General features: G+C 71.3%; 15 protein-coding genes. 2 read left to right on the plus strand and 13 right to left on the minus strand.

All coding sequences use genetic code 11. The annotated features are described in order from the left end of the window. From ACTIFU_RS19060 to rpiB, 11 genes are all read right to left on the minus strand, one after another. Positions 1-642: sodium/proton-translocating pyrophosphatase (locus ACTIFU_RS19060; protein ID WP_439579903.1), on the minus strand; the 642-nt coding region annotated here is incomplete at its 3' end. Between the two features lie 151 nt (positions 643-793). Continuing rightward, positions 794-1984, minus strand: a complete 1191-nt coding sequence (locus tag ACTIFU_RS19065; RefSeq protein WP_439579904.1) for an MFS transporter — start codon at positions 1982-1984, stop codon at positions 794-796. Next, complete coding sequence (gene thiL / locus ACTIFU_RS19070; RefSeq protein WP_439579905.1) at positions 1981-2967, minus strand: thiamine-phosphate kinase; 987 nt, start codon at positions 2965-2967, stop codon at positions 1981-1983. Before thiL ends, ACTIFU_RS19065 begins: the two co-directional genes overlap by 4 nt. Next, complete coding sequence (gene nusB / locus ACTIFU_RS19075; protein WP_439579906.1) at positions 2967-3488, minus strand: transcription antitermination factor NusB; 522 nt, start codon at positions 3486-3488, stop codon at positions 2967-2969. Before nusB ends, thiL begins: the two co-directional genes overlap by 1 nt. Then, positions 3488-3937, minus strand: a complete 450-nt coding sequence (gene ribH / locus ACTIFU_RS19080; protein WP_439579907.1) for a 6,7-dimethyl-8-ribityllumazine synthase — start codon at positions 3935-3937, stop codon at positions 3488-3490. Before ribH ends, nusB begins: the two co-directional genes overlap by 1 nt. A gap of 2 nt (positions 3938-3939) precedes the next feature. Further along, positions 3940-5052: a 3,4-dihydroxy-2-butanone-4-phosphate synthase gene (ribB, locus tag ACTIFU_RS19085; RefSeq protein WP_439579908.1), complete on the minus strand. Its 1113-nt coding sequence runs from the start codon at positions 5050-5052 to the stop codon at positions 3940-3942. A gap of 2 nt (positions 5053-5054) precedes the next feature. After that, complete coding sequence (locus tag ACTIFU_RS19090) at positions 5055-5657, minus strand: riboflavin synthase (RefSeq protein WP_439579909.1); 603 nt, start codon at positions 5655-5657, stop codon at positions 5055-5057. Positions 5658-5661: 4 nt separating this feature from the next. Beyond that, positions 5662-6774: a bifunctional diaminohydroxyphosphoribosylaminopyrimidine deaminase/5-amino-6-(5-phosphoribosylamino)uracil reductase RibD gene (ribD, locus tag ACTIFU_RS19095; protein WP_439579910.1), complete on the minus strand. Its 1113-nt coding sequence runs from the start codon at positions 6772-6774 to the stop codon at positions 5662-5664. A gap of 119 nt (positions 6775-6893) precedes the next feature. Next, a complete protein-coding gene (nrdR, locus tag ACTIFU_RS19100) occupies positions 6894-7355 on the minus strand; it encodes a transcriptional regulator NrdR (RefSeq protein WP_439579911.1) in 462 nt (153 codons plus the stop codon). A gap of 10 nt (positions 7356-7365) precedes the next feature. Further along, positions 7366-8667: a serine hydroxymethyltransferase gene (glyA, locus tag ACTIFU_RS19105; protein WP_439579912.1), complete on the minus strand. Its 1302-nt coding sequence runs from the start codon at positions 8665-8667 to the stop codon at positions 7366-7368. Further along, positions 8664-9131, minus strand: coding sequence for a ribose 5-phosphate isomerase B (rpiB, locus tag ACTIFU_RS19110; protein WP_439579913.1), 468 nt, complete (start codon positions 9129-9131; stop codon positions 8664-8666). Before rpiB ends, glyA begins: the two co-directional genes overlap by 4 nt. Positions 9132-9290: 159 nt before the next feature. Here rpiB and ACTIFU_RS19115 point away from each other — a divergent pair, with 159 nt between their 5' ends. Both ACTIFU_RS19115 and ACTIFU_RS19120 read left to right on the plus strand, forming a co-directional pair. Continuing rightward, on the plus strand, positions 9291-9611 hold the full coding sequence (locus ACTIFU_RS19115; RefSeq protein WP_439579914.1) for an ArsR/SmtB family transcription factor: 321 nt from the start codon (positions 9291-9293) through the stop codon (positions 9609-9611). 51 nt (positions 9612-9662) lie between these two features. Next, positions 9663-10730 (plus strand): permease, encoded by a 1068-nt coding sequence (locus ACTIFU_RS19120; RefSeq protein ID WP_439579915.1) that lies wholly within the window; start codon positions 9663-9665, stop codon positions 10728-10730. A gap of 38 nt (positions 10731-10768) precedes the next feature. Here the strand turns inward: ACTIFU_RS19120 and ACTIFU_RS19125 are convergent, their stop codons facing one another. Beyond that, positions 10769-11017 (minus strand): hypothetical protein, encoded by a 249-nt coding sequence (locus tag ACTIFU_RS19125; protein WP_439579916.1) that lies wholly within the window; start codon positions 11015-11017, stop codon positions 10769-10771. Continuing rightward, complete coding sequence (locus ACTIFU_RS19130) at positions 11014-11667, minus strand: methyltransferase domain-containing protein (protein ID WP_439579917.1); 654 nt, start codon at positions 11665-11667, stop codon at positions 11014-11016. Before ACTIFU_RS19130 ends, ACTIFU_RS19125 begins: the two co-directional genes overlap by 4 nt. Positions 11668-11833 lie beyond the last annotated feature (166 nt).

Raw genomic sequence — 11833 nt, forward strand, 5'->3', positions numbered from 1 at the left:
GTCGGCGATCACGGCCGGATTGCGTGGATCATCCTCGGGGATACCGGCCTCGACCTTGCCGACGAGATCGGCGCCGACATCCGCGCCCTTGGTGAAGATGCCGCCGCCGAGACGGGCGAAGATCGAAATGAGCGAGCCGCCGAAGGAGAGCGCGATCAGCGCCTCGAGGATGATGCGCTGATCGACGCCGGCGCCGGCCAGGATCGCCCAGTACACGACAACGCCGAGCAGGCCGAGGCCGACCACCAGCAGACCGGTGATCGCGCCCGCGCGGAACGAGAGGTCAAGCGCTGGCTGAAGCCCCTGCCGCGCGGCCTCCGCCGTGCGGACATTGGCGCGCACCGAGACGTTCATGCCGATATAGCCGGCCGCGCCTGAGAGCGTGGCGCCGATTACGAAGCCGATCGCCGACCAGAGTGAGAGCAGGGCCCCGAGCAGGACTGTCACCACCACGCCGACGACCGCGATCGTGGTGTACTGGCGGTTCAGGTACGCCTGGGCGCCCTGCTGGATCGCCGCCGCGATCTCCTGCATCCGCGCGTTGCCGGCAGGTGCCGCGAGCACGATCCTGCTCGCGTAGGCGCCGAACCCCACGGCCAACAGGCCGCAGAGAATCACGAGGATGAACTGGAAGGTCATCATGGGCGGCATCCGATCCGGTGCTGGTCGTTCAAGGCGCGGGGTGCGAGGCGGGCGCGCCTCCCGGCCCGCGGGCGCGTCACGGCGCCGCGAGGCGGGCGCGGTATGCCAGACCTGTCCCGGAGGCGCAATCCGGCCCCCGGGCAGGGCTGCCTCACGCGGGCTGGACCACCGTGGCGCGCTGCCGTGCGAGCCAGGCGAGCGCGAGAAGGGCTGCGATCAGGGCCGGGATCACCGCGAGGTTCAGCACCGCCCAGCCGAACAGGTGGTGGATCGCGCCCGAGGCGACCGAGGTGATCGTGACGGACCCGAACACGATCACGTCGTTCGCCGCCTGCGCCTTGGTCCGCTCGGCCGCCGTGTGGGAGGCGGTGAGCAGCGCCGTCGCGCCGACGAACATGAAGTTCCAGCCGATCCCGAGCAGGACCAGCGCTACCCAGAAATGCGCGAAGGTCTCGCCCGAGAGCGCGATCGCGGCGCACACGCCGGTCAGCACCGCGCCGGCGCCGATCACCCGCAGCAGCCCGAAGCGAGTGATCAGATGTCCGGTGACGAAGGACGGCGCGAACATCGCCGCCGCATGCCACTGGATGATGGTGGAGCTGTCGCTGACGGTGAAGCCGCACAGCATCATCTCGAGCGGCGTCACCGCCATCAGCAGGTTCATCGTGTCCCAGCCGACCACCGCGCAGAGGATCGCGACGATCACACCCGGACGGCGCAGGATCGGGCCGAGCTTCACCGGCGCCGAGCCCGCGATGTGCGGCGCCGGCGGCAGGCGCATCGCGCTCACCAGCAGCGCGGTCAGGATCGGGATCGCGGCGAAGGCGAGATAGGTGCCGGCGAACAGCACCGGCGCGAACGCGTCCTTGGTCAGCTTGACGACGGTCGGGCCGAGGAACGCGCCGATCACGCCGCCGGCCATCACCAGGCTGATCGCCTTCGCTCGGTGGGCGGGCTCCGACACCTCGGCGGCGGCGAAGCGGTAGTACATCGCGATGCCGAAGCCGGCCCCCGAGAACACACAGCCGAGCAGGAACAGCCGGAACGAGCCGATCCAGAGGGCGGTGAAGAACACACCCATCGCGATCAGCGAGGCGGCCGCGCCGGCGATGAACCCGGCATGGCGCCCGAGCCGGCCGAAGATCACCACGCCCGGGATCGACACCGACATGGTGGCGAGCATCTGCACGGCCATCGGCAGCGTCGCGAGCGCCTTGTCCTCGGCGAGCGCGTGGCCGATCAGCGCCGCCATCGCCACCTGGCCGGTCATCGCCGACTGGTTCAGCGCCTGGGCAAGGAACAGCAGCCAGACGGTACGCCTCGGCTCGCGCAGCGCGGTCACCGGACGTGGCTCCACCCGGTCTCGCCCAGCGCGAGCGCCGCGCCGTCGCGCAGCGCGCGCACCTCGGTCTCACCAGCGGACGTCATGCGGCCGATGCGCGCAAGCGGAACATTCGTTTCGGCAGAGAGGCGTTCGAGCGTGCCGACCGTCGTCTCCGACGCGGTGAAAACGAGTTCGTAGTCGTCGCCGCCCGTGAGGCAGCGCGCGAGCAGCGCGGGATCGCTCGCGGCGGAGGCGCGCGCGGCCTCGGACAACGGCACCGCGTCAGCGTCGATGTCCGCCGAGAGCCCCGCCGCGCGGCAGAGATGGCCGAGGTCCTGCACCAGGCCGTCGGAGACGTCGAGGCACGACGTCGCCACGCCGAACAGGCGGCGGCCGAGCGCGAGCCGCGGTCGCGGCAGGCGGTAGCGGTCCGCCAGCGCGTCGCGGTGCGCCTGCGCAACTCCCGGCAGGCGATCCGTAAGTGCGAGCAGGCCGAGAGCACCGTCGCCGATCGTGCCGCTGACCCAGACCGCATCGCCTTCGCGCGCGCCGGCCCGCGTCAGCGCGCGGCCGGGTGCGACAGTGCCAACGACTGTCAGCGACAGCGTCAGCGGCCCCGGCGTCGAGACGGTGTCGCCGCCAAGCAGGCCGCAGCCGTAGGCCCGCTGGTCCTCCTTCAAGCCACGCGCGAATTCATCGAGCCACTCCGGCGTCATGTCCTGGGGGAGCGCGGTCGTCATCAGGTAGCCGAGCGGCTCGGCTCCCATCGCCGCGAGATCCGAGAGGTTCACGCGCAGCAGCTTGCGCCCGATCGTGTCGGGCGGATCGTCGGGCAGGAAGTGCACGCCAGCGACCATCGCATCCGCTGCCAGCACCAGCGTCCGTCCAGGCGGCGCATCGAGCAGCGCGGCGTCGTCGGCGAGTGCGAGCGCGCCTGGCACGTCCTCGGCGAGCGGGCGGAAGTGGCGGGCGATCAGCGCGAACTCGCCGGGCAGCGGCATCAGGCGCCGGCCCGGTCCTGTTCGAACTCCTGCGCGCGCATCAGCCGGGCAAGGCGGTCGAGCACGCCGTTGGCGAAGCGCGGCTCCTCACCGGAGAAGAACCCGTGGGCGATGTCGAGATACTCGTTGATGACCGCGCGCGCCGGCGCGCCGGCGGCATCGAACAGCTCGGACGCGGCCGCGCGAAGGATCGCGCGCAGCACGGGATCGAGCCGCTCCATCGGCCAATCCTTGGCGAGTGCGGCGGCGATCGCGCCGTCGAGCGCCTCGACGTTGGTGGCCCAGCCGCGCACGATCGCGGCGAGCAGCGGCACATGCGCGCCAGGTGCCCTGCCATCCTCCACCGCCGCTTCGGCAAGCGGGGCGGCCTCGATACCGGCGACCCGGTGGCGGACGAACTCGTCGAGTGCGGTCTCGGGGCTGATCCCCGCGTGCTCGGCCTGATAGAGCGCCTGTACCGCCGCAAGCCGCGCGGCGGTACGCGGCCGTGCCGGCGCTGAGGCACGTTTCGGTCGCGCCATCAGACCCCCCAGCGCCGCGCGAGCGCGATCTGCGCCAGCACGGCCTTGGCCGCCTCCGCGCCCTTGTTCATCTCGTCGTCGCGCGCGCGTGCCTCGGCCTGCGCCACGTCGTGCACGGTCAGCACGCCGAACGCGACCGGGACGGCGAACTGCACCGTGAGGTCCATCAGCCCGCGCGCGGCCTGGGTGCAGATGTGGTCGTAGTGGTCGGTTTCGCCGCGCACCACGCAGCCGAGTGCCACGAACCCATCCCAGTGCGGGCCGCCCGTGCGCGCCATCGCCTTCAGCGCAAGCCGCACCGCGCCCGGTAGCTCGAAGGCGCCGGCGACCTGCACCACCTCGTGCGTTGCACCCGCCTCGTCGAGCACGCGCTTGGCACCAAGCAACATGCCGGCGGCGATCCCGGCGTAGTACGGCGCCTCGACGATCAGGACATGCGGTGCGGCCACGGTCACTCCTCGCGCGCGATCGGACGGTGCTCGACGACCGAGAGCCCGTAACCCTCGAGTCCGACGATCGTCCGCGGGTGGTTGGTCAGCAGCGCCATCTCGCGCACGCCGAGATCGAGCAGAATCTGCGCACCGACACCGTAGTCGCGGAGTTGCTGCGTCCCGCCGTTGGCCCGACGCGAGACGCGTTCGGAGATCGCGGTCGGGCGCGGTTCGCGGATCAGCACGACCACGCCGCGGCCCTCGCGTTCGATCATCCGCATTGCGCTCGCGAGGTCGGACCCGCCGCGGTCGCCGAGCACATCGGTCAGCACATTGAGCGCATGCATCCGCACCAGCACGGGTCCCGGCGCGGCGATGTCTCCCTTCACCAGCGCGATATGCTCGGCGTACTCGACCGTGTTGACATATACAATCAGCCGGAACGTTCCGCCATGCGCGCTCTCGATCACCGTCTCGGCGCGCCGCTCCACCAGCCGCTCGGTGCGGCGGCGATGCGCGATCAGGTCGGCGATCGTGCCGACCTTCAGCCCATGATGCTGGGCGAAGGCGATCAGGTCCGGCAGCCGCGCCATGGTGCCGTCGTCGTTCATGATCTCGCAGATCACGCCGGCGGGGTTCAGCCCCGCCATGCGCGCGAGATCGACCGCGGCCTCGGTGTGGCCGGCGCGCACCAGCACGCCGCCTTCGCGCGCGAGCAGCGGGAACACATGGCCCGGCGTCGTGATGTCGTGCGGCCCCTTGGTCGGGTCGATCGCCACCGCGATGGTGCGTGCGCGGTCGGCCGCCGAGATGCCGGTGGTGATGCCCTCGCGCGCCTCGATCGAGACGGTGAAGGCGGTGTGGTGGCGTGAGGCGTTCGACTGCGCCATCAGCCTGAGCCCGAGCTGCTCGACGCGCTCGCCGGTCAGCGCGAGGCAGATCAACCCGCGGCCGTGCTTGGCCATGAAGTTGATCGCGGCCGGGTCGGCGAACTGCGCCGGGATCACGAGGTCGCCCTCGTTCTCGCGATCCTCGTCATCGACCAGGATGAACATCCGCCCCGCGCGCGCCTCCTCGAGGATCTCCTCGGTCGGCGAGAGCGCGTCGGTCCAATGGATGCGTGTGGTGTCCACGCCTATGCGCTCCTGGCGTCCAGCAGCCGCGCGAGGTAGCGCGCGACGAGATCGACCTCGATGTTCACGGGATCTCCCGGCTTCATCCGGCCAAAGGTGGTGACGCTGGCCGTGTGGGGGATGATGTTGACCCCGAAGGCATCTGCGTCAACGTCGTTCACGGTCAGGCTGACCCCATCCACCGCAACGCTGCCCTTCGGCGCGATGAGCGGCATCAGGTGCGGCGGTGGGCGGATGCGCCAGCGGGTGCTGCCGCCTTCGGCGATCGCCGCGGCGACCGTGCCGACGCCGTCGATATGGCCCTGCACCAGGTGGCCGCCCAATTCGTCGCCAAGACGGAGGGACCGCTCGAGGTTCACGGCCGTCCCCGGACGCCAACGGCCGATCGTGGTCTTGGCCAGCGTCTCGGCGGAGGCGTTGAAGGCGAGCGTGCCGTCGCCCTTCTCCACCACGGTCAGGCAGCAGCCGTTGCAGGCGACCGAGGCGCCGAGCGCGATCCCGCCCGTGTCCCAGGACGTGCCGATGACGATGCGGAGGTCACGCCCCTGCCCCGCGGGTTCGATCGTCCGCACCGTGCCGAGATCGGTGACGATCCCCGTGAACATCGCGCTACTCCCGTTCCAACAGCGTCAGGCGATCGGGCCCCGCCGTCTGGCTGTCCGCCACGCGGAACCGCGGCATCGCCTCTAGCCCGGCGAGCCCCAGTGCCTCGATGCCGGGGATCGCATCGGCCCCGAGCACGCCGGGCGCATGGAACCAGGCCAGCCGGTCCACCACGCCGGCGCGCAGCAGTGAGGCGGCAAGGCGCGCCCCGCCCTCGACCAGCAGGCGGGTGATGCCCCGTTGCGCGAGCGCCCGCAAGGCCGCGCGCGGCTCGGGCTGGCCGTTCGGGTCGGCGGCGATCGAGATGACGGTGACGCCGCAGTCGGTGAAGGCGGAGACGCGGTGCCGGTCCGCACCCTGGGTTGTCAGGATCCACGTGGGCGCGGCACGCGCGGTGGCGGCGAGCACGGAGGTGAGCGGCAGGCGCAGCCGGCCGTCGGCGACGATGCGCACAGGGCCCGGATGGCCCGGCGGCACGAGGCCCGAAATGCGCACGGTCAGCGCCGGGTCGTCGGCGAGCGCGGTACCGGAGCCGATCATCACCGCGTCGTGGCGCGCGCGCAGCCGGTGCGCGAGGCGGCGCGCCTCGGGTCCGGTGATCCAGCGGCTCTCGCCCGAGGAGGCGGCGATGCGCCCATCGAGCGTGGTGGCGAGCTTCAGCGTCACCAGCGGGCGGCCCGCGCGCACGCGCGAGAGGAAGCCGGCGTTCAGCCGCGCCGCCTCGGCTTCCAGCACACCCTCCTGGACCGTGACGCCGGCTGCACGCAGACGGTCGAGCCCCTCGCCGTTCACACGCGGATCGGGGTCGCGCAGCGCGATGACGGCGCGGGCGATACCGGCGGCGATCAGCGCGTCGGTACAGGGCGGCGTGCGACCCCAATGGCAGCAGGGCTCAAGCGTGACGTAGGCGGTGGCCCCGCGCGCGGCCTCGCCGGCACGGGCCAGTGCCTCGGTCTCGGCTGGGGGCCGGCCGCCGGGGTGGGACCCGCCGCGGCCGACCACCGCGCCGTCGCGCACGATCACACAGCCGACCGCCGGGTTGGGCGCGACATTGCCGAGGCCGCGGCGCGCAAGCGCGAGGGCCGCGCGCATATGGGCGACGTCGGCCGCGGCGGTCATGCCCAGCCGCCCTCACCCTGACCCTCTCCCACAAGCGTGGGAGAGGGAACCTGGTGGCGACGCGGCGTCCCCGCGCCGGCGGGCGGTTGTGGTTCTGGGTGCGGGCCGGTCACACCCGTTCAATCCCCGCGCCCATCCGCAAGCGCACCCACGAACCGCTCGAAGTCCTTGGCCTCGCGGAAATCCCGGTACACCGAGGCGAAGCGCACATAGGCCACCGGGTCGAGATCGCGCAGCACGTCCATCACCATCTCGCCAATCATCTTCGACGGGATCTCACTCTCGCCCGAGGTCTCAAGCTGGCGCTGGATGCTGTTGACGATGCGCTCGATCTTGTCGTCGTCCACGGGGCGCTTGCGCAGCGCGATGCGGATCGACCGGGCGAGCTTGTCGCGATCGAACACCACACGCCGGGCGTCGCTCTTCACCACCGTCAGTTCCCGGAGCTGCGTGCGCTCGACCGTGGTGAAGCGCTGGCTGCACGCCGGGCAATAGCGCCGTCGCCGGATCGCCGCCCCGTCCTCGGTGGGGCGGGAATCCTTCACTTGGGTGTCGTCATGGCCGCAGAACGGACAGCGCATCGGGGCCGGCTCAGCCGCGATAGACCGGGAAGCGCGCGCAGAGCGCCTTCACCCGCTCGCCGACTGCACGCTCGGCCGCGTCGTTCGTGCCGTCGTTGGACGTCGCGAGCCCGTCCAGCACCTCGCCGATCATCCGCCCGACCTCGCGGAACTCAGCCACACCGAAACCGCGCGTGGTCGCCGCCGGCGAGCCGAGCCGGATGCCCGAGGTCACCATCGGCTTGGCAGGATCAAACGGCACCGCGTTCTTGTTGCAGGTGATGTGGGCACGTTCGAGCGACGCTTCGGCCGCCTTGCCGGTCAGGTTCTTGGGCCTCAGGTCGACCAGGATCAGGTGGCAGTCGGTGCCGCCGGTGACCACGCCGAAGCCCTGGGTCAGCAGCTCGTCGGCAAGCGAGCGGGCGTTCTCCAGCACCTGCTTCTGGTAGGCACGGAAGGCAGGCGCCAGCGCCTCGCCGAACGCGACCGCCTTGGCGGCGATCACGTGCATCAGCGGACCGCCCTGCAGCCCCGGAAACACGGCGGAGTTGATCTTCTTCCCGAGCGCCTCGTCGTCCGAGAGGATCATGCCGCCGCGCGGGCCGCGCAGGGTCTTGTGCGTCGTGGTCGTGACCACGTGGGCGTGCGGGAACGGGCTCGGATAGATGCCGGCTGCGATCAGCCCGGCGAAGTGGGCGACGTCGGCGAGCAGGAAGGCGCCAACACCGTCGGCGATCTTTCGGAATGCCGCAAAATCAATGGCGCGCGGGATCGCGCTGCCGCCCACCACGATCATCCGCGGCCGGTGCTCCGCGGCCAGCCGGGTGACCTGATCCAGGTCGATCAGGCTGTCCTCGCGCCGCACCCCGTAGGTCACTGCCTTGAACCACTTGCCCGAGAGGTTCACCGAGGCGCCGTGCGTCAGATGCCCACCGGCGGCGAGGTCCATGCCGAGGATCGTGTCGCCGGGCTGGAGCAGCGCCAGCATCACCGCCTGGTTCGCCTGCGCGCCCGAATGCGGCTGGACGTTCGCGAAGGCGCAGCCGAACAGCCTGCGCGCCCGCTCGATCGCCAGCACCTCGACCTTGTCCACCTCGGCGCAGCCACCGTAGTAGCGCCGGCCCGGATAGCCTTCAGCGTACTTGTTGGTCATCACCGAGCCCTGGGCCTCGAGCACCGCCGCCGAGACGATGTTCTCCGAGGCGATCAGCTCGATCCCGTCCTGCTGGCGCGCGAGTTCGCCCGCGATCGCCTCGGCCACAGCCGGATCGACCTCCGCGAGCGGGGCTGAGAAGAAGCGGGTCAGGCTTTCGGGCGGGGTGGTCACGTTCATCGTGCGGACTCCATGGCAGGCGTCAGCTTGGCGACGCGGCGGTCATGCCGGCCGCCCTCATAGGGCGTGGCCAGGAAGGCACGCAGGGCATCGAGCGCCGGCTCGACCCCGGTCATGCGGCCACCCATGGCCAGCACATTGGCATCGTTGTGCGCGCGGGTGAGGCGCGCTCCCGTGGCGTCGTGGACGAGCGCGCAGCGGATCCCGGGGTGACGGTTCGCCGCGATCGACATGCCGATGCCGGTGCCGCAGACCAGCACCCCGAACCGCGCGCGGCCCTCGGCGACCGCGCGGCACACGGCATGGGCGAAATCCGGGTAGTCCACCGAGGCCGTGCCGTCCGTGCCGAGATCAAGCACCTCATGGCCCATCGCGACCAGCGCCTCGGCGAGTGCCGCCTTCAGCACAAACCCGGCGTGATCGGCGCCGATCGCGACCGCTGGTTTCGTTCCTGTCTCGGCCATCTGGGGAGTCCTCGCGCCCGCATCCCGGCGGGCCGCCGCGTATACCACGGGCTGCGGAGGTGGGGAAATCGGCACACAAGACATGGCTGGACCGGCCGTTATCACGGTAAAACCGGAAATATGGTTGCATTTGCTCCCGGACGCTGGCATGGTGAAGCCATGACGCTCGACGAGGCCGCCGACAAACTTGCCCAACTCGGCAACCGTGCCCGGCTGGAGATCATGCGCCTGCTGATCAAGGCTGGGCCTGATGGCCTCAGCGTGGGCGAAATCCAGGCGCATCTCGGCATGCCGGCCTCCACCCTCGCCTTCCACCTGCGCGGGCTGGTCGCGGCGCATCTCGTCACCCAGACGAAGGATGGCCGGACCGTACTCTGCCGCCCGTGCTTCGAGGCGGTCACCGACGTGATCGCCTTCCTGCGCCAGGAGTGCTGCACCGGCCTGCCGGCCGCGGCGGGCACGGCGCGCGATGCGGCATGATCGTCTTGTGCCCGGAAACAACGACTTTTCTGGTCCTATGGAGATGACCCGATGACCACCACCACACCTGCGATCGAGGCCGCGATCCCGCCGAAGCCCAACTGGCGCGCGCGGCTCCGCGGCGCCGACCGCGTGCTGCTCGCGATCGCGGTGCTGCTGATCGTGCTGCTGGCGGCGGCCCCGGGTCAGGCGCTCGCCAGCCTGCGCTTTCTCGGATCGGCGCTCGCCTCGATCGCGCCGTTCCTCGCGATCTCGGTGCTGGTCGCCGGCTGGGCCAAGGCCACGGGCGCGGACCAACAGGTCGCGCGCGCCTTCCGGGGCCGCGAGACCGTGGCGATCCTTGCCGCGGCCGGCTTCGGCGCACTCTCGCCCTTCTGTTCCTGCGGCGTGATCCCGCTGATCGCGGGGCTGCTCGCCGCCGGCGTGCCGATCGCGCCGGTGATGGCGTTCTGGCTCGCCAGCCCGCTGATGGACCCGAACCAGTTCGCGATCCTGGTGGGCGCCATCGGGTTCGAGTTCGCCATGGCCAAGACACTCGCCGCGATCGGCATCGGCCTGCTCGGCGGGTTCGGCACGCTCGCGATCGTCGGCGCGGGCGGACTGGCCGATCCGCTGCGCCCGACGGTCGGCCGGCCCTCCGCCTGCCGGGCGAAGCGCTCGCTGAAGCCCCCTGCCCCGGTCTGGCGCTTCTGGAGCGAGCCCGAGCGCGCGCAGGTCTTCGTCACCGAGTCCGGCCGCGCTGGCTGGTTCCTGCTGCGCTGGCTGTCGCTCGCCTTCCTGATCGAGAGCCTGATGGTGGTCTGGGTTCCGGGCGAGACGGTGGCGCGGCTGCTCGGCGACGGCAACGCATGGGCGATGCCGCTCGCGGTCGCGCTCGGCGTGCCGGCCTATCTGAACGGCTTCGCCGCGATCCCGCTGGTTTCGGGGCTGATCGGGCTCGGCATGAGCCCCGCGGTCGGGCTCGCCTTCATGCTCGCCGGCGGCGTGACCAGCATCCCCGCCGCGATGGCGGTCTGGGCGCTGGTGACGCCGCGCGTGTTCGCCGCCTATCTCCTGTTCGCCGGCCTCGGTGCGCTTGCGGCCGGCTACGGGTACATGGCGGCACTGGCCTGGGGCTGAGGGGGCCGACCGCGGGCGCAGGTCGACCCGGCGGCCGGTCAGCTCTCGGCGTCTGTCAGCAGGTCGGAGACGGTCCCATCGGTCGAGCCCTTGACGAACCGCTTGATGAACGTGTCGGCGTCCTTGTGGAACCTGGTCCAGGAGAACCACATCCGCTTGACTTGCTCCTCCGCGTCGAACCGTGAGACCCCGTCCGGGAACTGGCAGGTCTTCGTGATGAGGGGCTGGGCGTCGATCCGGTGGAACCGGTGCACCATCTTGGGCGCGGTGTCGCTCTCGAAGTTCACGTGCAACCCCTTGTCGGGGTCGTCATCGATCCGCCGGCGCCGCGCACGCTGTCCTCGCGCCGGAACACGGCCATCTGCGTCGGCCCGCCCAGTGTCGGATGCCGCCCGGCCACATCCTCGAACGCCACCGCGTAGGCGGTCCGCGCACCGACGCCACGGCACCAGGAGCGGAACGTCGCGCGGTCCCACTCGAAGCGGTGACCGGGGTGGCGCATGCGGTGCGACGGCACGCCGAGCAGCGCGTTGAACTCGGCATTCGGCGTGGTGACGATCACGATGGCGGGCCGCGCGCGCAGGAACACCGTCCGTTCGAGCGCGGACAGCCGATCCGGCGGCAGGTGCTCGATGGTCTCGACCAGCGCAGCGGCGTCGAAGCCGGCGAACACGGCGGCAGGGTCCATCATGCAGCCCTGCGTCAGCGTCACCTTCCCTGCGATGCCCGCGGGCTGGCCGCGCAGCCGCCGGCGCGCCGCCGCCACCGCGGCCTCCGAGAGATCGATGCCGAACACGCGCTGCACCGCCGGTTCGCGCGCGAGCCGAAGGATCAGCGCGCCGTCGCCGCATCCGAGATCCAGGACCGCGGTGGCGCCTGCCTCGCGCAGCGCGGCGAGCACCGCGTCGAACCGCTCCTCGTGCTTGAGGTCGCTCATCCAGACGCGCGCGCGAGATAGACCGTCTGCGTCATCGCGCAGTGCTGCAACGGATTGTGGAACGTCACGGGCTCGGCACGGGCTGCGGCGAAGACAGACGCGAGCCGCGTGGTGAAGCCGTCGTCGGGCGCCTCGTTGGACCAGAGCCCGAACACCCCGCCGGGGC

The organism is Elioraea sp., from assembly GCF_051860475.1.
Lineage (GTDB): Bacteria > Pseudomonadota > Alphaproteobacteria > Acetobacterales > Acetobacteraceae > Elioraea.

Bases quoted from the DNA above. Each gene is read 5' to 3' on its own strand.
- ACTIFU_RS19115 (WP_439579914.1), top strand. From the start codon at position 9,291: ATGACGCTCGACGAGGCCGCCGACAAACTTGCCCAACTCGGCAACCGT.
- ACTIFU_RS19090 (WP_439579909.1), bottom strand. From the start codon at position 5,657: ATGTTCACGGGGATCGTCACCGATCTCGGCACGGTGCGGACGATCGAA.
- nrdR (WP_439579911.1), bottom strand. From the start codon at position 7,355: ATGCGCTGTCCGTTCTGCGGCCATGACGACACCCAAGTGAAGGATTCC.
- ribD (WP_439579910.1), bottom strand. From the start codon at position 6,774: ATGACCGCCGCGGCCGACGTCGCCCATATGCGCGCGGCCCTCGCGCTT.
- rpiB (WP_439579913.1), bottom strand. From the start codon at position 9,131: ATGGCCGAGACAGGAACGAAACCAGCGGTCGCGATCGGCGCCGATCAC.
- ACTIFU_RS19130 (WP_439579917.1), bottom strand. From the start codon at position 11,667: ATGAGCGACCTCAAGCACGAGGAGCGGTTCGACGCGGTGCTCGCCGCG.
- ACTIFU_RS19120 (WP_439579915.1), top strand. From the start codon at position 9,663: ATGACCACCACCACACCTGCGATCGAGGCCGCGATCCCGCCGAAGCCC.
- glyA (WP_439579912.1), bottom strand. From the start codon at position 8,667: ATGAACGTGACCACCCCGCCCGAAAGCCTGACCCGCTTCTTCTCAGCC.
- nusB (WP_439579906.1), bottom strand. From the start codon at position 3,488: ATGGCGCGACCGAAACGTGCCTCAGCGCCGGCACGGCCGCGTACCGCC.
- thiL (WP_439579905.1), bottom strand. From the start codon at position 2,967: ATGCCGCTGCCCGGCGAGTTCGCGCTGATCGCCCGCCACTTCCGCCCG.